Source organism: Synechococcus sp. WC10meta, assembly GCF_047461475.1.
This window is the reverse complement of the sequence record NZ_JANSHF010000007.1, coordinates 1-21,689: the sequence shown is the minus strand read 5'-3', so window position 1 is coordinate 21,689 and position 21,689 is coordinate 1. Positions and strand designations below refer to the sequence as shown.

Here is a 21,689-nt window from a genome sequence, read left to right as displayed (position 1 = left end):
GGCCTTTTCTTCGAAAAAACTAGCATCACCAAGAGTTTGGGTGCAAGGCCTTCCCACCTCCGGCTCTTCAAGGCATACGCAGTTCCCCTTCCACCTCAAGGCGGGTGTAAGGGCCAATGGAGAGGAAGCGCTCCCCTAACATTTCGGCAGCAGCAGGCTGAATCCAGCCCATACGCTGCAGCAGGTGCAAAGCCAAGGCATATTTGGCCCGCGCTGCTCCATCCTGGACCTTGATGGCCAGGCCCATCCCCTCTCCGACGCGTCCAATGCACTGGATCCCTTCGGCGCCGGACTTGCTGACCAGCTCGCCTTGGGTAGCTCGCATCAACTCGGTGTCGAAACATCCCTCGCCCGCCACCATTTCCGGACAGTGGGTCATGGCGCGGACAATGGCTTCCAGCTCAGGCCGCTCTCCTGCAGTTAGTTGAGCATACAGGTAAGCTAGCTGGTTAAGTTGCAACTGGTAGGTGGGCACGCCGCAGTCATCGCGGGCAAATAAAAACTCTTCCGAGGGCATTTGCAACAAATCGGCCAACTTAGCCCGCACCAGAGCCTGAACGGGGTGTTGCCGCTGGGCGTAGTCCTGCAAAGTCCAGTTCTGGGCGCGGCTTGCTAGCAGCATGCCAGCGTGCTTGCCGGAGCAGTTGTGGCACAGTGGGCTAGGCTTGCCGGGTGGGGTGGGGCAGACCAGCAGCTCGGGGGAAAGATCGGCGCGCCAGAGCATGCTGAACACTTGCCGCGCATGGGCCGTAGTGCCCTGATGGGAGGCGCACATGATGGCGATGTCTTTCTCGCCAAGCCGATAGCGCTCGCGGATGCCCGTGGAGAGCATGGCCAGCGCCTGAAAGGGCTTGAGGGCAGAGCGGGCAAAGACGGGTGTGGTGCTTTTGCCGGCTACGGCCAGGGAGCGCCCGCGGCTATCGGCCACCACGGCTTGGCAATAATGGGTAGATTCGGTCAAGCCCTCCCGCAAAACGTGGATCAGCAGTTCGGGGGCAGTGGAGCGGTTCTCAAATGACATGAAACCCTGGGAAAGGGCCGGCGAGTCTAGAAAAGGGGCGTGTACATTATCTCAAATCATACGTCCAGATCTGGCGCGAAACCTTGCCAGTAGGGAGCAAAATGGAACAAGTGCGTCTGGATCCCTAAGCTCTGTCATGTCTTCACCTCCCCTGGTGTTTTTGGTCTGTCACGGCAGCCGGGATCCGGAATACCAGCAGGCGGCAGCGGACTTGCTGGCGAGGGTGCGGCAGCAGCTAGCTCCTCAAGTGGTGGAGCTGGTTCAGTTGGAAGGCAAGTCCCTGGGCCTGGCGGAGCAGATTCACAGGTACTTGGCGGCTCGGCTGCCCAGGTGCGACAACCCAGTGGTGTTGGTATCGCTCTTCATGGGGAGGGGAGCCCATGTGGAGGAGGATCTGCCAGCGGTGCTGGAGGAGCTTCGGGCTCGCTGGCCCTGCCTAAAGCTGCTGTTGACACCGCCGATTGGCCAGCATCCAGCCCTGCTTGATCTGGTGGCAGCGCGCGTAGCAGCGGCGCAGCAGTTGGGGGAGTTGATCCACGCCTGGATCCTGTTCGGCCATGGCAGCCGTCTGCCCGAGTTTGCCGCCCAGCTGCAAGCTGAGATCCAAGCTTTAAAACAGCACCTGCTTGGGATCCCGATTCACCTGGCTTTTGCCGCCCAGCCTCCTACGCTAGAGACCACCGTCGTTCACTGCTTGCGCCTTAGCCAGTACCGCCTGCGGGTGCTGCCCTTTTTCCTCTTCCCGGGCAGCTTGCTGCGCTCCTTACAAGACCAGGTTCAGCGGTTGCGGCGGCAGTGGCCCTTGTTGCAGCTTGAGCTGGAGCCACCCCTCTGGCGCGATCCTCAACTGCTGCAGGCCATTGTTGAGACGGTGCGGACGGCCTGTTCTCGCTAGATGGGCTGGTCAAAGCCGTCTTGCTTAAGCAAGATGGATCTTTCCAAGAGGCTGTTGGGAGACAAGATGGGCAAAGTGTATCTGGTGGGGGCAGGGCCCGGAGATCCGGGCTTGCTGACCGTTAAGGGCAAGACCCTGCTTGCCCATGCGGATGTAGTCATCTACGATGCCCTGGTGGGATCCCCCATCCTGGATCTGATCCCCCCCACAGCAGAGCGCATCTATGCTGGCAAACAGCGGGGGGCTCACACCTTGCCCCAGGAGCAGATCACGGCCCTGCTGATTGAAAAAGCGCAGACACGAGCTGTAGTGGTGCGGCTCAAGGGCGGGGATCCTTTCATCTTCGGCCGGGGGGGCGAGGAGATGCTGGCCCTAGTCCAGGCGGGGATCCCCGTGGAAGTGGTGCCCGGGGTTACTGCAGGCATTGCCGCCAGCGCCTATGCCGGGATCCCTCTCACCCATCGGGAGTTCAGCTCCTCAGTTGCCTTTGTTACCGGCCATGAGGCGGCAGGGAAATACCGCCCCCGAGTCAACTGGCGCGCCTTGGCAGGAGCGGTGGAAACGCTGGTGATCTACATGGGGATCCACAACCTCGGCCATATTGCCGCTGAACTGTTGGCTGGGGGGAAAGCTCCCGATACGCCGGTGGCCTTGATCCGCTGGGGTACCACCCCAGAGCAGGAGGTTCACCTGCTGCGTTTGGACAGCCTGGTTGTGCAGCCGCCGCCGGTGTTGCCCCCGGCCATTGTGGTTGTCGGAGCGGTAGTTACTCTTGCCAACTTCTTGCCTGCCTTGCGTCCACTAGATCCCTTGCCAGCAGGGTCTTCATGAAGGCTTTTTTGCGCAAACTGGCTGCCCTCTGCTCCGCCTACTACGCCTATATGCTGGAGTACCGGGCGGAACTTCTTTTGTGGGCGCTGGCTGGATCTCTGCCTCTGATCATGATGGGGCTCTGGAGCGAGGCTGCTCGCGCAGGGAACTTCTCGCTCTCTTCCCTGGAGTTCATCCGCTATTTCCTAGCGGTGTTCCTGGTGCGCCAGTTTAGCATCATCTGGGTCATCTGGGACTTTGAGCAGGAGGTGGTCGAGGGCAAGTTGTCTCCCCGCCTACTACAGCCTCTGGATCCCGCCTGGCACCACGTGGCCAGCCACCTGATGGAACGCCTCGCCCGCCTCCCCTTTACTGTGGCTTTAATTGCCCTCTTTTTCCTACTCTATCCCCGCGCTTTTTGGATCCCCTCTTGGCAACAAGTGGCGCTGGGATCCTTGGCTATTCTCTTGGCTTTTGCCCTGCGTTTTCTTATGCAGTACACGCTGGCGCTGCTGGCCTTTTGGGTAGAAAGGATATCAGCCCTGGAGCAATTTCACTTTTTGGTGTACTTGTTCCTCTCGGGGGTGATCGCCCCCTTAGAAGTGTTTCCGCCAGCAGTGCGCCAGGTCTTAGGCTGGACGCCCTTTCCCTACTTGGTGCATTTTCCCGCCAGTCTCTGGGTAGGGCTCCCCCAGGACATCCTGCGCGGCTTTGCCATGGGCCTGGCCTGGCTGGGGCTATTTTGGCTGGTCAACCGTTGGCTCTGGTGGAAGGGTCTGCAGCGCTACTCGGGAATGGGGGCTTAAGAACTGCCTTGAGCCGCCGCAGCTATTATCATGGGCTAGGGATCTCCAGCTTGGCTGCCAGTCTTCGGCTCCCCCTCAGGTCATCATGAAGCGCGTCCTAGTCGTAGATGACGATCCCATTTCCCTCAAGGTTCTGAGCCGCCATCTCAGCCAGCATGGCTATCGGGTTCGCACAGCCACTTCCGGCAGAGAAGGATTGCGCCTGTTTGCTGAAGAGCAGCCGGATGTGGTGGTGTCAGATGTGGTGATGCCGGAAATGAATGGTTTCGAGTTCTGCCGGCAGCTACGCCAACAGCGAGGCGGCGAGCTTGTTCCTTTTATCTTTCTCTCTTCCCGTGGCGAACTGGGCGACCGCATTCAGGGGTATGAGTGGGGAGCCGACGACTACATCATCAAGCCCTTTGAGCCCCTGGAATTGGTGGCCAAGATTGAGGCGCAGATTGAACGATCCCGCCGCACGCAATTGGAGATCCTCCGTCTCATCCAGCAGCAGAACTCCGCTAAGGCTGATGTTGCCCCTCGCCCCCGCTTGAAGGAGCTCAACCTAACCCCTGCCGAAGAGCGGGTGTTCCGGGAGGTTATCCAGGGCTACACCAACAAGCAGATTGGCGAAAGGCTATGCATTAGCCCGCGCACTGTCCAGACCCACTTGACCAATATTCTCAGCAAGCTTTCTCTGGAAAACCGCTCCCAGCTGGTGCGCTTTGCCTATGAGCAGGGCTACGTTTCTCGAGAGGAAGGAGGCAACGAAAGGATCCCTCCCTCAGGCCAAATGAAGTCTTAAAACAGCAGGCGTGGCCCTACGCACTCGACACGGGATCCGATCCCTGCCCAGGCGGACAAAGGCCTCGTAGCGGTGGCAGCCCGAGAAGCTGTAGTACTTTCCCTCCACCTCTAAAACCTCAATTGGCTCCTGCAGGCCTATTTCCTGGATGGAAGCCATCAGCGCCTGCACCTTCCCCGGATCCGTCTGCCGCGGCAGCGGACGGCGAATCTGAGCCAGGGGAATCTCGCGAATCTCCACCATGGTGGGTCTCTTCTCAGTTCGGCTTCTTCATCATACTCGTTATGAGTTTATCTTGTCAGCCCTTGGCGGAGAGATAGACTCTGAGAGCAAGGCATGGCAGGATAACACCATCCTGGACTTATGAGTTGCGCTGGAAGCTAAGCCATATGTGGCAACTCCTCAAAGTTCTGTGGGGAAAGGTTGCGGGTCAACTTCCCTCTGCCCCATCCAAGATGCTGCCAGATCTGCTTGGCAAAGTGCCGGTTCAGCAGCCTTCTCCCCAGAAGGACCCTGCTGCGGAGACTACCCCCAAGCCCACCTGGGAACCTGCTGCCCCCAAGGTCATGGCAGCCCAGCGGGTTGAGGAACCCAGGGAGTTGCTGAGATCCCCCGACGCGGAGGCAGGAGAATCCGGCATCGGCCCAGCTCAACCTACCTCCACAGCCAAAAGCATCAGCAATCTTTGGGGCATGGGCGATAGCGGATCCCGGATTTCCCGCATTGCTGCCGCCAGCAACAGTAGCCTTGCTGTCAGCTCTATTGCCAGGGCTGCTGGGCCGATAATAGACAGGTAATGCTGGGGGTTCCAAGCATGCTGGAGATAGTCTTTAACGCAGCCAACTGGTTTGCGCTTCCTTTTTGGGCCTTGATGATCCTGTTGCCGGGTTGGAAAGTAACCCGCAGGGTGATGGAATCGCTCTTGCCCATTGCCCTTTTGGCAGCAGTCTATCTCTACCTTCTGGCTGGCGGGTTTAGCACAGCGACTCTTAGGGAGTTTTTCAATCCCCAGCTATCTCTGAGCAATCTAACAGCTCTATTCAGCCAGCCCTCGGTGATGGCGACGGGGTGGGTTCACTACATCGTCATGGATTTGTTTGTAGGACGATGGATCTTCCTGGAGGGGTGGGAAAAGCGGGTTTGGACAACCCATTCCCTGCTGCTGTGCTTGTTTGCCGGGCCAGTGGGCTTGCTCTCCCATTTGCTTACGGTGGCAGTTGTCCAGGCACGCCGGCAAAACCGGTCGGGGGGGAAGGACTCAAGAGACAGAAGTGCCGCAAGAGTTGGCTAACTCCTAGGGATAGGCTCCATCGAAAGGGATCCAGGCTCGCATAGCAGGAGGAAGTCCTAAGAGGCTAGGATCAGGGGTAGGAGCCCTCGGCCTTGAGGCCAGAGGAACTGCTTGATGAGGAGTGGAGGCGTAGCTTGGTTTTTGCGTCCTCAGCGGTGGCTGTGGAGCGGCCTTGGAGCAGCAGCCCTTGTGGCCCTCACGGCTGGGGCTAGCTGGGCACGGCTTTTGTTGGAAGTGCGCATGACCCTGGGCCTGCCCATTAGCCCTAACTACTGGTACATGGTGGCCCTTAGCCGAGCCGGTAGCCCTGGTCCCACTGCCAACCTGGTAGATCCCAATGTCCGGGTCGGGCCCAACGAGTACACCTTTGTGCGTGACTGGGACTACCTGATTCGGGTTACCCCTCTTAACGAGGAGGCCGTTTTGCAAGCTACCATCCAGCGCTTTGGTGAGCAGGAGCGAGAGTTTGCCGTTGGCTTTAACCAGGTGCGGGTGGAGCGCGTTAACCGGGATCGCGACACCCTTAGGTTCCGGATTGACCTTTCGGAGCTCCAAGGTCTGGACGGGCAAAACCAGGATATCCAGGTGGCTTTGCTCACTGCCCGCGCCCCTTTTCGCGTGGCTCCTGAAGAGACCAATCTGGCCATTGATGCCACCCGCGGCGAACTGCCCAACTACTATCGCCTTAGTCTCTCCAACCAGCGGCAGGTGGTTGTCGACAATCCCCAGCGCCAAGAGACCATGCGCCGCAGCCGTGAGTTACTCCAGCAAAGTGGATCTGGAAGCGGCCTCACCCGCGAGCTCATTGAGGGAGGAGCCCTGGAGATTTTGGCTGCCAACATCCTCACCTTTGAGCTACGCCTTCTTTCCTCTTCCAGTTTCTAGAGAGAAACCTTAATCTATCCAGGTGGCCTCTGGCTTTGGCCTGAGAATGAGAGCAGGGGGACTGCCGTGGTGCGGGCAAGATGGGAGCACTTTGAACACATGGCCGACATTGGTGTGCGCGGCTATGGGGCAACGCCGGAGGAAGCCTTTGCCCAGGCAGCTTTGGCCCTGACTGCGGTGGTCACTAGCGTGGATGAAGTAGCTCCCAGAGAACACCTAGAGATCGAGCTAGGAAATGCAGGCGATCTGGAACTGTTGTTGGTGGATTTCCTGAACGCAGTGATCTACGAGATGGCCGTCAGAGGCATGCTCTTTGGAAAAGTCGAAGTGCACCTGGCAAAAGAGCATCTCAAGGCCAGCCTGTGGGGGGAAAGAGTTGACCCTGCCAGACACCGACCGGCGGTAGAAGTTAAGGGGGCAACTTACACGGAACTCAAGGTAGCCCGAGAGGGTGAGCTTTGGGTGGCCCAGTGCGTGGTGGACGTGTAAGGGGAGGCAACCTATGGATATCAAGAAACTCGAGCGTGTAGATGAGACGGTCTGGCGCATTCCTCCAAAAGGCAGAATGCGTGTCCCGGTCTTGATCTTTGCCGACGAGGAGTTAATCCGGGAAATGGACGACAAAGTGGCCGAGCAGGCCAGCAACGTGACCACCTTGCCAGGGATCGTTGGAGCCTGCTACGTGATGCCAGACGCCCACTGGGGTTATGGCTTTCCCATCGGTGGGGTGGCGGCCTTTGATGCGGAAGAAGGGGGGGTGATTTCCGCCGGCGGCGTGGGATTTGACATCTCCTGCGGCGTGAGAACCTTGCGAACCGGGCTAAAGCGCGAGGAAGTGGAGGAGATGGCAGAGCCCCTAGCCAATGCCCTGTACGCGAGCGTACCGGTAGGGCTCGGCAGCCGCAGCAAGATCTCGTTGAGCGACAAAGAGATGGAAGCTATGCTCGAAGGCGGAGCAGAATGGGCTGTTGCTCAAGGCTACGGCAAGAAAGAGGATCTGGAGCGCATCGAAGAACATGGCCGCATGCGCGGAGCAATGCCGAGCGAAGTCTCCGCCTACGCCCGTGAGCGCCAGCGGCGCGAGATGGGAACCCTCGGTTCGGGTAACCACTACCTCGAAGTCCAAGTTGTTGACGAGATCTACGATCCCGAGATTGCCAAGGGCTTTGGCCTTAAGTCGGGGGAAGTGGTGATTACTATCCACTGCGGCTCCCGTGGCTTGGGTCACCAGATCGGCACTGAGTACTTGAAGAAGATGCAACAGGCGGCTAAAGAACACGGCATAGAGCTACCTGATCGCGAGCTGGCCTGTGCGCCCTTGAAGTCCAAAGTGGGGCAAAGCTACCTGGGAGCGATGCGGGCGGCAACCAACTGCGCTTTGGCTAACCGCCAGATCATCACCCACTGGGTGCGCGAGGTGTTCGCTGAGCTTTTCCCCAAGGCTGAACTCGACCTTATTTACGACGTCTCCCACAACACCTGTAAGGAGGAAACCCACGAGATAGAGGGGAAAAAGCGCCGCCTGTTCGTTCACCGCAAAGGGGCAACGCGCGCTTTTGGGCCTGGCCACCCAGAGCTTCCTCAAGCTTTTCGCTCTATCGGTCAGCCCGTCATCATCGGTGGCTCCATGGGCACGGCTTCCTACATTCTGGTCGGCACCGCGCAAGGGGAGGCCCTTTCCCTCTCCTCAGCCTGCCACGGCGCTGGGAGGGCGATGAGTCGCAACCAGGCCCTCAAAGCCTGGACAGGGCAGGAGATTATCGAACAACTGAGACGGCGCGGCGTCATCGTGCGCAGTCCCTCTTTGCGGGGGGTAGCTGAAGAAGCGCCCCAGGCCTACAAAAACGTCGACAAAGTGGTGCGCGCTGCCGAACAAGCCAAGATTGCGAAACTTGTAGCGCGCTTAAAGCCAATTCTGTGTATCAAAGGCTAGCTATTTGCTGAAAGGGGAAGCTATTTTTAGGGGCTTAATGCCCTTTTTTTGTTGCTTCCAAGTGATGCTTTGCTGCGTTTGTGAGTTATTCCCCAAGCTGTGCTTGCCCAAGCGCGAATGCCTTAGGAAAGGGTTAGTGTGTACTTGCCCTCTTCTTTGCATTCCCCTATACTGACCTTCATGTCTCGACACTCCAGGTGCTCTATGACTGCGACTTACCTGCCCTTGGCCCAGACTTTTCTGCCCCGTTCTTCTCGCATTCGCGATCTGCTGCTGGTGGTGGGAGGGAGTCTATTCGTAGCAGCTCTGGCGCAGGTGAGGATCCCTCTGCCTTTTACACCGGTGCCCATCACTGGACAAACCTTTGGGGTAATGCTGGTGGGAGCAGGCTTTGGGGCCAGGCTGGGCTTTCTCGCCTTGCTGCTGTATCTGCTGGAGGGGCTCTTGGGATTGCCCTTCTTCAGCGGCGGCGGCTCTGGGCTCAGACACCTAGCGGGGGCAACAGGAGGCTACCTGCTGGCTTTTCCCTTGGCCGCAGGGCTAATGGGCTGGTTTGTGGAGCGCTGGGGGGTAGATCGCAGTCCCTGGAAGATGGCCGCGGCAATGCTCTCCTGCTCGGCTTTGATCTACGCTCTGGGAGCTACTTGGCTGGGGGTGTGGCTGAACGAGAATGTTGGACCCACCTCCGCCTTGGCGGTGCTCAGCAAGGGGGTGTTTCCCTTCATTCCTGGGGATCTATTGAAGTGTGCGCTGGCCGCAGCCCTGCTGCCCACTACTTGGCGCTGGCTGGGGCGGGGGCAGTCGGCAGCTGATCCCAAGTCACCCTCCCCCTAGGAGCAGAATCTAAAAAAAAGATGATGTTTGCTGGGACCGAGTTTTTTTTCTGGGATCCTAGGACTTGATCAAAGCGGTGTTCAAAGCCACCCATTAATGGAGCGCGTCTTATATTGCTCTAGGGTTTTGTAGGTCGCTGGCCGGTCGCGACATGCCCCCCTTGGGGGCCCTTTTTATTGGCCCTACAACGTTGAAGGGCACGCTAGCTTAGGTTTTAACAGGTACCTTTTTCTCCAGCCACTCGGCCACTTGGTTAGCCAGATCAACTCCCTGCAACTGACTGATCTCCCGCAACATGGTTGGGCTAGTAACGTTAACCTCCGTCAGCCGCTCGCCAATCACGTCAATGCCTACAAAATAGAGTTTCTCCTGGCGCAGTACTGGCGCCAAGGCTGCGCAGAGAGCCCGTTCCTTTTCGGTAATCTCAGTTTTCTCCACCCGACCCCCAGCAGCCACATTGCCCCGGAAATCTTCCTCGCTGGGGACGCGGTTGACTGCACCTAAAGGTTCTCCCTCTAGCAACAAAATGCGCTTATCTCCCGCTGCTGCCTGGGGCAAATACTCTTGCACCATCACGGGCAGCCGGCCAAATTGAGTGCTCAGCTCGATGAGGGAATTGAGGTTGGGATCCCCGGCAGTGAGCCGTAGGATCCCTTCTCCCCCTTTGCCGCCCAGAGGCTTAAGCACTGCCTGCCCTACCTGCTCGACAAATTGGCGGAGCAAGGCCTTATTGCTGCTAACACAGGTGCGCGGGATCCACTCCTTAAATTGCAGGGCGTAGAGCTTTTCGTTGGCCGAGCGGATGCCAGCGGGATGGTTGAGCACTAGGGTACGGCTGGGAGGGAGGTGATCCAAGAGGTAGGTGGCGTAGAGATAGGCCGTATCCACCGGCGGATCCTTGCGCATCCATACCGCCTGCATATGACTCAAGGGCACCAGGCGCCGTTCTTTGACCTCATACCAGGGATCCGCCTTTAGATCCAGCACGATTTCGGATACCGACCCCCACGTTTCCCCTTGATCCCAGTAGAGATCGCCCAATTCCAGACAGAAAACGCGGTGTCCTCGTCGCTGTAGCGCCTCCATCAGGGCAATGCTGGTGTCGTGGTTTACCTGCAACTGGGACAGCGGATCGACGATAAAGGCTACCTGCATGGGTGGTTAGGGTTCGCAAACAAAAGGCTGCCCCGAGTATGCAATAAATCTGAGCGAATTCAGCAGGGCTAGCTTTGTTAACATCCTCTTAACCTCAGCAAGCGGCGCAAACGCTAGCTTGGTAATTAGCCCTCCGTCCTCAGCTAGGTTGGTTGGTGAGGAACGTCCCACCCGTGAATGATCCTTCTTCTCAACCCTTGGAGCCGGTTCGCATTGAAACTACGCGGGATCTGCTGGAAGCCCTGCGGCAAGGACATTCCCTGGTGGGTGCCAACCTCGAAGGCGCTTACCTTTCGCGGGGCCTGTTCGACCGCATTCGGATGCCCAAGGCCAACTTGACGCGGGCCAACCTGCGCTCGCTCAGCATGCAGCAGGCGGATCTGCGGCTGTGCAACTTTCGCCGCGCCGAGATGGAGCGGGCCAATTTTGCTGCCTCAGATTTGCGGGGATCCAGCTTTAGCCAGGCTCTAGGGGACTATAGCAACTTCACCGCTGCCAAGCTGGACAAAAGCAGCTTTCAGGAAGGCCACTTCAGCCACTCCATCTTTCATAAGGCCAGCTTGGTGGCTGCCAACCTAACGGGAGGCGACTTTTTTGCCGCTGACTTTCGCCAAGCCAACCTATTTCGCTGCAACCTCTCGCAGGCAGTCCTGGCTTGTTGTCAGCTGCAACAGGCTAACTTCGACCAAGCCCTCTTGGTGGGAGCCAACCTGCAAGAAGCCCAAATCGAAGGGGCCAGCTTTGTCGGCGCCGACTTTACCGACGCCAAGCTCTCCGAGGAAATGCGCAAGTTCTTGATTGAGCACGCCAGCGGCACCAACGAGCTGACCCAGCGGGACACTCTCACCACGCTGCTGGCAGGGCTAAGACCTAAGTCGCGCAAGCTGTTTGGGCTGCTGTAGGCTGTTGCCGGTACAAATCCTAGGTCGGCCTAGGGGCCTAGTTCTGTAGAGGTCGGAATCCCAAGCCTTAAAATTGGTTGAGGTCGATGCCAGCCTCGCGGGCCATAGCTCCTAGCCCTTTGGTCTTAAGGGTTTTCAGGGCCTTGGTGGAGACACGCAGACGAACGAACCGCTTACCTTCTTCCCACCAGATGCGCTTCCACTGCAGGTTTACTTCCTGCAAGCGCTTGGTGCGTCGGTGAGAGTGGGAGATGGCAAAGGCGTTGTTGCGCTTTTTGTTGGTCAGTTGGCAGCGACGTGCCATAGGAGGCAAGCAACTCAGCCCCGCTATTGTATAGCGCCTTTCCGCTGGGCAGCAAGTTGGGCTTGCAACTGGGCTAGCTCTGCCCTCAATTGGGCAAAGGTTTGTTGGCAGTGGTTGACGCTTCTCAGGGGCAGCTCTTCGTTTTTGGCAATGCAAGTTATCTGAACAGGCCCGTCGGGGCCTTGGCCAGTGCGATCCACCAACACTTCCACGGTTACCAGCTTGGTGTAGGGGTTTTTTCCGGGGGGCTCGCCAGCCACCCAGTAGTCAGGACTGTGGTGGAGGATGGTGAGCTGGCAACGCTCCAAAAGGGCGCGGATGGCTTCGCTCAACTGCTCGGCCGAGCCCGTAAGCTGGGCAGTGCAAGAATATCGAGCCATAGGACGGCAAGTCACCACGGCTATCCTACCATCAAGTTTTTGGCTCCTGCAGCCAAAGGCAAGCAAAATTGGGCTCGAGAGTACTCTGCTCCGGCTCTGCCAGTTCTAACTGGGAGAAAATGAACTGGGCTAAAAAAACATAAGGAGCCCCTTCCAGAGCTCTCGCCGGGGAAGTTGCGATGTCTAGGGTTTCCCCTCTAGCCCCTTCTCTCTTGCTGCTGGGATCCCTTGCTCTAGCTTGGATAGGCGTGGCTTCTGCCCAAGCGCGGCCTTTTCAACCGGGCGATCTGGATGGGGATGGCCGTTTGACGGTGCACGATCGTAACCTGTTGGGGGCCTATTTGCGGGGGGAGCAGGGGCTGACTGACAACCAGATCCTGGCTGCCGATGTCGATCAGGACGGGCGGATTACGGAAGCCGATTGGCAGGTTCTGCAGCAGCGCCTTCAGACAGCTACGGAAGCTCCCACCGGACAGGTGCAGTTGGATTCTGCCTACTCTGGGCAGGTGGTGGACCGCCTCACAGGGCAGCCCTTGGCTGGGGTGGAGGTAGCCATCCCAGGGGCAGGGATTGCAGTGCGCACCGATGCCCAGGGGCGGTTTCGCCTGCCAGGGCCGCTGCCGGCAGAAGAGATTTTGGTGGCGCGGCTGGAGAACTATTTGCCCTATTCCCAGAGCACAGGCAACGGAGAGATCGGCCGGGATCGACCTCTGCAGTTGCAGTTGGAGCGCTGGGATCCCAACACTACGCTGGTGCTGGAGGCCAATGTCATTCGCCTCGGCGATAACCGGTATTCGCCTGAGTCGGCGGCTGCCAGCCAGTTTCTAGGGCCTGCCCAAGCGGTAGAGATGACCCGCTCCTTCACCTTGGAACGCCTGCCGCCTCGCCCACCGGTTTTGCGGATTGGATCCCTGATTGGGTTGGATACTGCCGCTGCCTATCGGGCTGGCCAATCTCGGATCCCCACCGCCGATATGTCCCCTCTACAAGTCCTTCTGAATGGGGTGGAAGTTGAGCAAGTTCAGCTAGGAGGAGACGACCTGCGCATCCCTCTGCCGCTACAGCACTTGCGCCTAGGTTCAAACACCGTAACGCTGCGCACTGGCAAAACTTGGGTTCAGACAGGCGGGATCGTCAGCGGCCCCCGTGTCAGTATTCCTCTTTTTGGTGGATCCCTGCAAATTCTACTGCCGCTAGGAGGTAACCCCCTCAGCCAGCAGGGTGGAGCGTGGGTGGATTACGACGATGTGCAGTTAGCCAACGTCACGATTGAGCTCCGCAACTAACCTAACTTGCGCTGGCTAGGGATCCTGGCCAAAGCCCTTCCGAAAGGGCAGATGGCCTGCTGTTACCTCTGCCCCAGCACCTATGGAGAGGATTCCCAACATTTGCGGGTGCGTTATGTCAGCGTCGAAGGGGATGCTTCGAGGACGTGTCTGCAGGTCGCAAGCCCATTCGCCACAGCTTCATCCGCCCCGCCCGCCCATCGAACGTGAAACCCACCCTTGGGCCGTGGCCGTACGGCGGCATCCGGAGTTCACCTGCCCCAGCTTGCCCAGACATGCCACGGCTGTTGCGGGGAGAGAGGCGGATAGCTACCCTATCGAGAGGACAGGTTCCTTTGCCGACGGCCAGCCTGGGCCTATGGGCAGGAAGCAAGCGCTGAGTAAGGTGGTTCTCTCTGGTGTGGCTCTTGCCAGCTCAGCGCTTCTAGCTGCCTGTGGCCGGGATCCTGGTCCTTGGTCTCGCCAGTTTGGCACCCCTTCCTCCGACGAGGCGCGCGCCCTTGCTGAGGACGGGCAGGGGAATGTCTGGGTGGCAGGGATCACCGAAGGAAGCCTTCCTGGCCAAAGTTCTGCGGGGGGCAGTGACGTTTTCTTGCGCAAGTACAACGCCCAGGGCCGAGAGCTCTGGACGCGGCAGTTTGGTACCCCTGCTTCGGACGAGGTTGTTGCCCTGGCAGTGGACAGGAGGGGGAATGCCTGGGTGGCAGGGATGACCCACGGTGCCTTCCCTGGCTACAGCAATGCCGGCGAAGAAGACATCTTCCTGCGCAAGTACGATCCCCAAGGCAGAGAGCTCTGGACGCAGCAGTTGGGTAGCGCTGGGCCTGACCAGGTCATCGCCATCGCTGTGGATGGCAAGAGCAACGTCTGGGTTGCAGGAACAGGGGCAGGCAAGAGCTTTGTGCGCCAGTACAACGCCAACGGCAAGCCGCTTTGGGTCCGCGAGTTGGGAGCCCACCAGCAGGTCGCTGCCCTGGCTGCCGATGGGGCAGGAAACCTCTGGATAGCCGGATTTGTCCGCGACCGCGCAAGAACCGGTGGCTTTGTCTGCAAGTACGATCCCAGTGGCAACCAGGTTTGGATGCGCCAGTTTTCCCACCGAGGAGGCGACGGCGCTCTTTCCGTGGCCGTGGGAGGGGAGGGGAAGGTTTGGGTGGCAGGCTACGCCCAGGGCAAGAATCCGTCCAAGGCCTATGAGGTCTTCGCCCATCAGTACGATCTGTACGGCAACGAGCTCTGGAGCCGCCAATTTGCAGGTGGGCAAGGGGAGCGCGTCCTAGCCATTGCTGTGGATGGGAGTGGAAGGATTTGGGTAGCAGGCCACACGCAGGGGTCTTCCTCGAGGCGCAGCGACGCCTTCGTCCGCCTTTACGAGGCCAACGGCGGCGAGCTCTGGCGCCATCAGTTTGGCAGCGCCGACTTCGACTGGATCCAGGCCATTGCTGTAGGCCAAGAGGGCAACCTCGTGGTGGCAGGCGTAACCTGGGGATCCCTTGCCGACCAGTCCCATGCTGGGATGAAGGATGTCTTTGTGCGCAAGTACGGTCGTTAGTCCGGGGTTATTTTTCTGGAGCAGGATCCGGCTCCCCTGGTTGTTCTTTCGGCAGCCGATACGGATCTCACCGCCTTGAGCGCGGCTCTTTCGCTTCTGCCCCAAGACTTCCCGGAGGTGCGGGCTGCCAATTTTGATGGCTTAGAGGTGGCCAAATAGGTGGCAGCCGTAGAAAGCTACGCCGTGCTAAGCTTTGGGCGGTGCGGCTTTGGCCGGAAGGAAGGATTTGGAAGAGATGAAAAAAAAGGGTGTTTAGGATAGCTCTTTTAGGAGCCTTGACTTCTTTTGCCGGTTCAATTTTTCTGGGAGCCTGCGGTCCTCGTTCAACCGATTCAGATCCAGTCGACCGTCCAATCGATTCGGATTCAGTCGGTTGGCTCCGCCAGTTCGGAACTTCTGAGCATGGCGAGGCCACTTCCGTTGCTGTTGATGGCCAGGGGAACGTTTGGATAGCGGGATCCACTGAGGGAGCCCTTCCCAGCCAGTCGAGCGCTGGCGGTTAAGATGCCTTTGTGCTCAAGTACAGTCGCTAGTCAGGACATACCTTGAGAAAGGTTGCATGAGGGTCACCTAGCGCTAGGCCATGCACCGAATAGCAGCTTTGCCCGGAGGATGGGATCCCACCCAGTCCGGGGTTATTTTTCTGGAGCAGGATCCGGCTCCCCTTGTGGTTCTTTCGGCAGCCGATACGGATCTCACCGCCCTGAGCGCGGCTCTTTCGCTTCTGCCCCAAGACTTCCCGGAGGTGCGGGCTGCCAATCTCTTGCACTTGCAGCAGCCCCTGAGCATCGACGACTACGCCGAGAAGGTATTGCAGCAAGCTCAAGTTATCCTCATTCGCCTGCTGGGGGGAAGGGCCTACTGGAGCTACGGCCTAGAGGTGGCCAAACAGGTGGCAGCCGAGGCGGGATCCACCCTAATTGTCATTCCCGGCGATGATCGCCCTGACTGGGATCTGGTGAGCCATTCCACTGTGCCCCTGGGCGTGGCGGATCGGGTGTGGCGGTACTGGCTGGAGGGGGGAGCGGAGAATGTGGCGGCCTGTCTGCTGTTTCTAGCCAGGGAATTTTTGGGGCGCCAATATCCCGTGCCGGATCCTCAAGTGTTGCCTCGCCTGGGGGTCTACCACCCTCCTGTCGCTCTGCCGGCTCCTTCCCCAGCTCCCAAGGTGGGGATTTTGCTCTACCGGGCCCATGTGCTGGCGGGAAACACCCAGCCCATCGATGCTTTGGCCAGAGCCCTGCTGGAGCGGGGGTTGCAGCCCTTTTGCCTTTACACCTATAGCCTTCAAGACCCGGACTTGCCTCAAGCCCTTCGGGATCACTTTGGCGGCCAGATTGAGGTGTTGCTCAATACCACCAGTTTTTCGCTAGCGCGCTTGGACAGCCAGCAGCTCGATGTGAAACTATGGCAGGAGTTGGATGTGCCCGTTTTGCAGGTCATCCTCAGCAGTGGACCCCGGCAGAGCTGGCAGGACTCGACGCGGGGCTTGGGGGCGCGGGATCTGGCCATGAATGTGGCTTTGCCCGAGGTGGATGGGCGCATTATTAGCCGCGCCATTTCCTTTAAAGCTGTTCAACAGCGGGATCCCCGCTTGCAAACGGAAGTCGTGGCCTATGAGGCGGTGCCGGATCGGGTGGAGTTTGTAGCCGATCTAGCAGCCAACTGGGTAAAACTGCGGCGCACTCCCCCTTCCCAGCGGCGACTGGCTTTGATTTTGGCCAACTACCCCAGTCGGGATGGACGCCTGGCCAATGGAGTTGGGTTGGATACGCCAGCTAGCTGCGTCGAGATCCTCAAGGCCCTGAAGGAAAACGGCTACCAAGTGGGCCCCCTGCCCCAGAGCGGCGATGAGTTGATTGGCTGGCTAACCCAAAGCCAAACCTATGACCCGCTGGGATCCCTGCGCCCGGCTCGGCAATGCCTTTCCGCTGACCTTTACCGCGAGTGGTTTGCCTGCTTGCCGGAGCCCATCCAAACCGATCTCATCCGGCAATGGGGGGATCCGCCCTCTCAGGATATTCCCGTGGTGGGACTGCAGCTAGGGCACGTTTTTGTCGGCATCCAGCCGCCGCGAGGCTACGACCGGGATCCTTCTTTGAACTACCACGCCCCAGATCTGGTGCCCCCCCACGAGTACTTGGCCTTTTACCTGTGGCTGCGGCAGGTCTTTGGCGTGCAGGCGGTGGTGCATGTGGGCAAGCACGGCAACTTAGAATGGCTGCCCGGCAAGGGATCCGCCCTTTCCTCTACCTGCTACCCGGAGATTGCCCTGGGGCCCCTGCCCCACTTTTACCCTTTTATCGTCAACGATCCAGGGGAAGGATCCCAGGCCAAGCGGCGAGCCCAAGCCGTAATTATCGACCACCTCACCCCGCCCCTCACGCGCGCCGAGCTGTACGGCCCCTTGGCAGAGTTGGAGCGGCTGATGGATGAGTACGTGCAGGCCCAACAGTTGGATCCCAGCCGCTGTCCCCTCATTCGCGCCCAGATTGAGGAGCTGGTCCGCTCAGAGCACCTGGATCAGCAGTTCAACCTGGAAAAAGAGGAAGATTGGAACCGCCTGGATGGCTATCTCTGCGAGCTCAAAGAATCCCAAATCCGGGACGGGCTGCACATCTTTGGCCGCATGCCCAGCGGCGAGCAACTGGTAGATCTTCTGGTGTCCCTAGCCCGCTACCCCGGCCATGGACAGCTGGGCCTTACCCAAGCCATTGCCCGCGACTGGGGATGGGACTGGGATCCCTTGACCGCCGACCTGACGGATCCCTGGCCGGACAAGCCATAGCCTAGCCCAGCTTCTCCAGGCGGGCCTGCAAGAGCTGCCTCTGGGCCTCCAGCTCCGCCAGTTGCTTGCGGCTAGCCTGCACCACGTCAGAGTTGGCGCGGCTCAAGAAGTTGGGGTTTTCCAGGCGAGTGCGGATCCCTTGGGCCTCTTTTTCCAGTTTGGCTAGGTCTTTCTGCAGCTTGGCCCGCAGCGCTTCCACGTCCACCAGCCCTGCCAGGGGCACCAGCACCTGCACCGTGCCCACCACGGCCGCCGCCACCTGCCTGGGCTCCGTGGCTAGGGATCCTGCAATCTCCAGCGACTCAACCTTGGCCAGCTCGCGGATATAGGCCTGGGCGGCGGTGAGAATCTGCTGCTCTTCAGGATCCTCGGTAACCAGCAGCGCGGCGATGGTTTGATGGGGCTTGAGGCCAGCTTCCGCTCGCAGGTTGCGCAGGCTGGTGATGACTTGGGTGACCAAGCCAAACTCCCGCTCCAGTTGGGGGTTAACCCAGCTGGGGTCAGGGGTGGGATAGGGCTGCACCGAGATGGAAGTGGTTTGGTTAGCCTGGGTGAGGAGTTGCCAGACTTCCTCGGTGACGTGGGGCATCCAGGGGTGGAGCAGCCGCAGAATGGTCTCCAGCACGGTGGCCAGTACCTGCTGCGCCGTGCGCTTGGAGGCCAGGTCTTCTCCCCGCAGCCGGGGTTTAGCCAGCTCGATGTACCAGTCACAAAAGTCGTCCCAAATTAGGGAATACAGAAGCCGCGCCCCCTCGCCCAGGCCGTAGGCTTCCAGCTCCTCGATCACTTGGGTGGCTGTGGAGTGCAGCCGGGAGAGGATCCAGCGATCGGCCAGCTCCAGCGCTTCCGGGACAGGGGATCCCAGTTGGGCGGGGGTCTGTCCCTCCAAGTTCATCAACACAAAGCGGGAGGCGTTCCAGATCTTGTTGGCAAAGTTGCGGGCTGCCTCCACGCTGGCACTCTCGCCGGTCTTGCGGTCGTAAGCCAAGCGGATATCCTGCCCGGCCCCCACCACTTCCCTGACCAGAGCGTAGCGCAGGGCATCGGTGCCGTACTTGTCCAAGAGCTCGATGGGATCGATGCCGTTGCCCTTGGACTTGGACATCTTCGCCCCGTGCTCGTCCCGCACCAGGCCGTTGATGTAGACATCTTTGAAGGGGATCTGGCCGGTAAACTGCACCCCCATCATGGCCATGCGGGCCACCCAGAAAAAGATGATGTCGAAGCCCGTCGACATCAGGGAGGTGGGGTAGTAGCGCTTGAAGTCCTCCGTCTCCTCTGGCCAGCCCAGCGTGGAAAAGGGCCACAGCGCTGAGCTAAACCAGGTGTCCAAAACATCGGGATCCCGCTCCAGCCGCTCAACTTCTGGACCAAACTTCTCCCGCGCCTTGATCCAGGCTTCCTCCTCATTGCGAGCCACCACAAAAACCTGGGGATCCTCAGGGAGCTGGCCGTTGATGACCGGATACCAGGCTGGGATCTGGTGCCCCCACCACAGTTGTCGCGAGATGCACCAGGGGCGCAGCTTCTCCAGCCAGCCCGTGTAAACCTTGGTCCAGCGCTCCGGAATAAAGCGGGGGTTGTGGTGTTCCCGCTCCTCCTGCAAGCAACGAGCTGCCATCCCCGAGACATCGCAAAACCACTGGATGGAGAGCAAAGGCTCAATGGGCACACCCCCCCGGTCGCTATAGGGCACGGTGTGGGTGTACTCTTCCACCTTCTCCAGCAGGCCGTGCTCGGCAAACCACTGCACCACCTTCTCGCGGGCCACAAAGCGATCCAGGCCGGTGAAGGGATCCCCGTTCTCGTTGAGGGTGCCGTCCTTGTTGAGGATGTTGATCAAGGGCAACTGGTGGCGCTGGCCCATCTCAAAGTCGTTGGGGTCGTGGGCTGGGGTAACCTTGACGCATCCAGACCCAAAGGTGGGATCCACATACTCGTCGGCAATGATGGGGATAAGGCGATCCTTGATGGGCAGCCGAATGAACTGGCCGATGAGATGGCGGTAGCGCTCGTCTTGGGGGTTAACCGCCACGGCTGTATCCCCCAGCATTGTCTCAGGGCGGGTGGTGGCCACCACCAGGTACTGGCTGGGGTCGGCGGCCAAGGGGTAGCGGAAATGCCAGAGGTGGCCCTTGACCTCTTTGTTGTCCACCTCGATGTCGGAGACCGCCGACTGGGTGGCCGGACACCAGTTGACCAGATACTCGCCCCGATAGATGAGCCCTGCTTCGTAGAGGCGGACAAAGGCTTCCGTAACGGCCCGGCTCAGCCCCTCATCGAGGGTAAAGCGATCCCGTGTCCAGTCCAGCGACAAGCCCAGCCGCCGCAGTTGGCTTTTGATGGTGCCCTGCGACTTCTCCTTCCAAGCCCAGGCCCGCTCTAGAAAAGCCTCGCGGCCCAGGTCAAAGCGGCTCTTGCCCTCCTGGCGCAGTTGGTTTTCCAGAATGGTGTGCACGGCAATGCTGGCATGATCCGTGCCCGGCAGCCAGAGGACGTTGTAGCCGCGCATGCGCTTGTAGCGCACCACCACATCCGGCAGGGTAAAGGCAAAGGCATGGCCCATGTGCAGGCTGCCCGTGACATTGGGCGGGGGCAGGACCATGCTGAAGGCTTCCCCCGGCGCCTTGGGATCCGCCACGTAAAACCCCTTTTCCTCCCAAAAGCGCTGCCACTTGGGCTCGGTCTCAAAGGGGTTGTACTGGCTGGGCAGGTTGGCGAGGGAAGGTGCAGCAGTCATGCGGAGGCTGGGTTGCTCAAAGGACTACCCTAACTAGGTTAGCAAGCTTACTCCCAGCCGTCGGGCTCTTTTGGGGAGGTGGGCTTTGCTGGGGATCCCTCTTGACCCTGTAGTTAGCTACAGGGTTTAGACTAAGAGAGCTTCTGGAGAGAGGGTAGAGAACCCGGCATGTCTGAGCTGCTGCGGGTGGGTCAGGTAGCCGAGAAGTTGGGCATCAGCCCCCAAACCCTCTACTTCTACGAGCGCCTGGGGCTCATCCCCAAGCCCCGTAGGACAGAGGGGGGCTACCGCCTCTACGGAGAAGCTGAGCTGGAGCGGCTAGCTTTCATTGCCCGCGCTAAGGCTTTGGGACTTACCCTGGCCGAGATCAAAGAATTGCTCCTGCTTCAGGAGAACGGGCAAGCCCTGCCCTGTTGGCAGGTGTACGTAAAGCTAACTGAAAAACTAAGACAAATCGACAAGTCAATTGCCCATCTCCAGGAACTTAGAGGGGAGTTATCGACACTCATTGAAAAGTGTCAACAAAAATTTTCTGAGCAGGAGAAAAGTTCCTCTTGCGCTATCTTTCAACAGCAACAGCTTAATAACCCATGACAAGAGAACCCTTTTTCCCATTTTCTGCTAAAGCTTGGCAGCCCTTGTGTCCAAAGAGCGGGGAGCAAGGGATCCCGGTTCAACTGATTACGCTGAAGAGCCTTCTGTCTTGTCAGGCTTTGGAGCAACTTAATGCTAACGCCAGCTATGCGTTTTGTCGGGATCCCCTTTGCCCCGTCGTCTATTTTTCTGAGGAAGGTCAGAGCTTTGGGGTTGACGACCTCAAGGTTCCCGTCTTTCAAAAAGAAAGTGGCGAGGACGTGCCTGTCTGCTACTGTTTTGGATGGACGCGCCGGCGCATTTGGCAAGAGCTCCAGGGATCCAAAACGCCCCAGGCTATCCTCAAGGGGATTGCCGACCACATCAAAGCCAGGGGCTGTGGCTGTCAGGTGAACAACCCGCAGGGATTTTGCTGTCTGGAAAACGTCAGACAAGTCATCTTGGAGATGCAGCAAAGGAAGGCTGAGGAACAAAACCCGATTATTGGCTGAAATAGGCGTTGAGCCATTCCAGACATTCCATAAAGTAAAACACCAGCGGCCCGGTAAAGACGTAGCTATCGCCCCGATCCAAAATGCCGCCGTGGCCGGGAATGAGATCCCCGGAGTCTTTTACTCCCGCATCCCGTTTCATGAGGGACTCGGTGAGATCCCCCAGCAGGCTGGTTAACCCAATCAAAAACCCCAGAATGCCCCCACTCAACCAGCTCCACGGCCAGCCCAGGTAATA

Annotated in this window: 24 protein-coding genes; 17 read left to right on the top strand and 7 right to left on the bottom strand. The window is 59.2% G+C overall.

What is annotated here, in order from left to right:
* Positions 1–67 precede the first annotated feature (67 nt).
* Complete coding sequence (locus NW804_RS04990; protein WP_414405104.1) at positions 68–1,021, bottom strand: asparaginase; 954 nt, start codon at positions 1,019–1,021, stop codon at positions 68–70.
* 136 nt (positions 1,022–1,157) lie between these two features.
* Between NW804_RS04990 and NW804_RS04985 the strand changes: the two genes are divergently transcribed.
* The 4 genes from NW804_RS04985 (at position 1,158) to NW804_RS04970 (ending at position 4,316) form a co-directional block, all read left to right on the top strand.
* Complete coding sequence (locus tag NW804_RS04985; protein ID WP_414395389.1) at positions 1,158–1,916, top strand: sirohydrochlorin chelatase; 759 nt, start codon at positions 1,158–1,160, stop codon at positions 1,914–1,916.
* Between the two features lie 66 nt (positions 1,917–1,982).
* A complete protein-coding gene (cobA, locus tag NW804_RS04980; RefSeq protein WP_414410090.1) occupies positions 1,983–2,747 on the top strand; it encodes a uroporphyrinogen-III C-methyltransferase in 765 nt (254 codons plus the stop codon).
* Complete coding sequence (locus tag NW804_RS04975) at positions 2,744–3,532, top strand: ABC transporter permease (protein WP_414395383.1); 789 nt, start codon at positions 2,744–2,746, stop codon at positions 3,530–3,532. Before cobA ends, NW804_RS04975 begins: the two co-directional genes overlap by 4 nt.
* Before the next feature lie 85 nt (positions 3,533–3,617).
* Complete coding sequence (locus NW804_RS04970; RefSeq protein ID WP_414420900.1) at positions 3,618–4,316, top strand: response regulator transcription factor; 699 nt, start codon at positions 3,618–3,620, stop codon at positions 4,314–4,316.
* Here the strand turns inward: NW804_RS04970 and NW804_RS04965 are convergent.
* Positions 4,296–4,559: a sulfiredoxin gene (locus tag NW804_RS04965; RefSeq protein ID WP_414395378.1), complete on the bottom strand. Its 264-nt coding sequence runs from the start codon at positions 4,557–4,559 to the stop codon at positions 4,296–4,298. The two genes, NW804_RS04970 and NW804_RS04965, sit on opposite strands and share 21 nt — an antisense overlap.
* A gap of 212 nt (positions 4,560–4,771) precedes the next feature.
* On the opposite strand from NW804_RS04965, the gene NW804_RS04960 reads away from it, so the two are divergent.
* The 6 genes from NW804_RS04960 to NW804_RS04935 all read left to right on the top strand — a co-directional run bounded on the left by NW804_RS04960 (position 4,772) and on the right by NW804_RS04935 (position 9,259).
* Positions 4,772–5,113, top strand: a complete 342-nt coding sequence (locus NW804_RS04960; RefSeq protein WP_414420902.1) for a hypothetical protein — start codon at positions 4,772–4,774, stop codon at positions 5,111–5,113.
* A 17-nt stretch (positions 5,114–5,130) separates the two neighbouring features.
* Positions 5,131–5,607 (top strand): ABA4-like family protein, encoded by a 477-nt coding sequence (locus tag NW804_RS04955; RefSeq protein ID WP_414422999.1) that lies wholly within the window; start codon positions 5,131–5,133, stop codon positions 5,605–5,607.
* Positions 5,608–5,721: 114 nt separating this feature from the next.
* Positions 5,722–6,492 carry a hypothetical protein gene (locus tag NW804_RS04950; protein WP_414422998.1) on the top strand — a complete coding sequence of 257 codons (771 nt, stop codon included), beginning with the start codon at positions 5,722–5,724 and terminating at the stop codon, positions 6,490–6,492.
* A 66-nt stretch (positions 6,493–6,558) separates the two neighbouring features.
* Entirely contained in the window at positions 6,559–6,981 is a 423-nt protein-coding gene (locus NW804_RS04945) for an archease (protein ID WP_414405098.1), read from the top strand.
* 13 nt (positions 6,982–6,994) lie between these two features.
* Complete coding sequence (locus NW804_RS04940) at positions 6,995–8,425, top strand: RtcB family protein (RefSeq protein ID WP_414410097.1); 1,431 nt, start codon at positions 6,995–6,997, stop codon at positions 8,423–8,425.
* 204 nt (positions 8,426–8,629) lie between these two features.
* The gene (locus NW804_RS04935) at positions 8,630–9,259 is read left to right on the top strand and encodes a biotin transporter BioY (RefSeq protein WP_414422997.1); all 630 of its coding nucleotides are present in this window, start codon (positions 8,630–8,632) and stop codon (positions 9,257–9,259) included.
* 207 nt (positions 9,260–9,466) lie between these two features.
* Here NW804_RS04935 and gshB read toward each other — a convergent pair whose 3' ends face one another.
* Positions 9,467–10,414, bottom strand: a complete 948-nt coding sequence (gene gshB / locus NW804_RS04930) for a glutathione synthase (RefSeq protein WP_414405096.1) — start codon at positions 10,412–10,414, stop codon at positions 9,467–9,469.
* A gap of 173 nt (positions 10,415–10,587) precedes the next feature.
* Here gshB and NW804_RS04925 point away from each other — a divergent pair, with 173 nt between their 5' ends.
* On the top strand, positions 10,588–11,316 hold the full coding sequence (locus NW804_RS04925; RefSeq protein ID WP_414422996.1) for a pentapeptide repeat-containing protein: 729 nt from the start codon (positions 10,588–10,590) through the stop codon (positions 11,314–11,316).
* Between the two features lie 67 nt (positions 11,317–11,383).
* Here the strand turns inward: NW804_RS04925 and rpmB are convergent, their stop codons facing one another.
* Both rpmB and NW804_RS04915 read right to left on the bottom strand, forming a co-directional pair.
* Positions 11,384–11,620, bottom strand: coding sequence for a 50S ribosomal protein L28 (rpmB, locus tag NW804_RS04920; protein WP_414395357.1), 237 nt, complete (start codon positions 11,618–11,620; stop codon positions 11,384–11,386).
* Between the two features lie 23 nt (positions 11,621–11,643).
* The gene (locus tag NW804_RS04915) at positions 11,644–12,000 is read right to left on the bottom strand and encodes a hypothetical protein (RefSeq protein ID WP_414405094.1); all 357 of its coding nucleotides are present in this window, start codon (positions 11,998–12,000) and stop codon (positions 11,644–11,646) included.
* Between the two features lie 179 nt (positions 12,001–12,179).
* Here NW804_RS04915 and NW804_RS04910 point away from each other — a divergent pair, with 179 nt between their 5' ends.
* From NW804_RS04910 to cobN, 4 genes are all read left to right on the top strand, one after another.
* Positions 12,180–13,286, top strand: a complete 1,107-nt coding sequence (locus tag NW804_RS04910; protein WP_414422995.1) for a dockerin type I domain-containing protein — start codon at positions 12,180–12,182, stop codon at positions 13,284–13,286.
* A gap of 358 nt (positions 13,287–13,644) precedes the next feature.
* A complete protein-coding gene (locus NW804_RS04905; RefSeq protein ID WP_414420909.1) occupies positions 13,645–14,838 on the top strand; it encodes an SBBP repeat-containing protein in 1,194 nt (397 codons plus the stop codon).
* Between the two features lie 248 nt (positions 14,839–15,086).
* Complete coding sequence (locus NW804_RS04900) at positions 15,087–15,341, top strand: SBBP repeat-containing protein (protein ID WP_414420910.1); 255 nt, start codon at positions 15,087–15,089, stop codon at positions 15,339–15,341.
* Positions 15,342–15,421: 80 nt separating this feature from the next.
* Positions 15,422–17,626: a cobaltochelatase subunit CobN gene (gene cobN, locus NW804_RS04895; protein ID WP_414422994.1), complete on the top strand. Its 2,205-nt coding sequence runs from the start codon at positions 15,422–15,424 to the stop codon at positions 17,624–17,626.
* Between the two features lies 1 nt (position 17,627).
* Here cobN and NW804_RS04890 read toward each other — a convergent pair whose 3' ends face one another.
* Positions 17,628–20,366 carry a valine--tRNA ligase gene (locus NW804_RS04890; protein WP_414422993.1) on the bottom strand — a complete coding sequence of 913 codons (2,739 nt, stop codon included), beginning with the start codon at positions 20,364–20,366 and terminating at the stop codon, positions 17,628–17,630.
* Positions 20,367–20,534: 168 nt separating this feature from the next.
* Here NW804_RS04890 and NW804_RS04885 point away from each other — a divergent pair, with 168 nt between their 5' ends.
* On the top strand, positions 20,535–20,960 hold the full coding sequence (locus NW804_RS04885; protein ID WP_414401614.1) for a heavy metal-responsive transcriptional regulator: 426 nt from the start codon (positions 20,535–20,537) through the stop codon (positions 20,958–20,960).
* 44 nt (positions 20,961–21,004) lie between these two features.
* Positions 21,005–21,451: a putative iron-sulfur cluster-binding metallochaperone gene (locus NW804_RS04880; protein ID WP_414401615.1), complete on the top strand. Its 447-nt coding sequence runs from the start codon at positions 21,005–21,007 to the stop codon at positions 21,449–21,451.
* On the opposite strand, the gene NW804_RS04875 is transcribed toward NW804_RS04880, so the two are convergent.
* Positions 21,441–21,689 (bottom strand): phosphatidate cytidylyltransferase (locus NW804_RS04875; protein ID WP_414422992.1); only part of this gene is annotated, 249 nt, incomplete at its 5' end. The two genes, NW804_RS04880 and NW804_RS04875, sit on opposite strands and share 11 nt — an antisense overlap.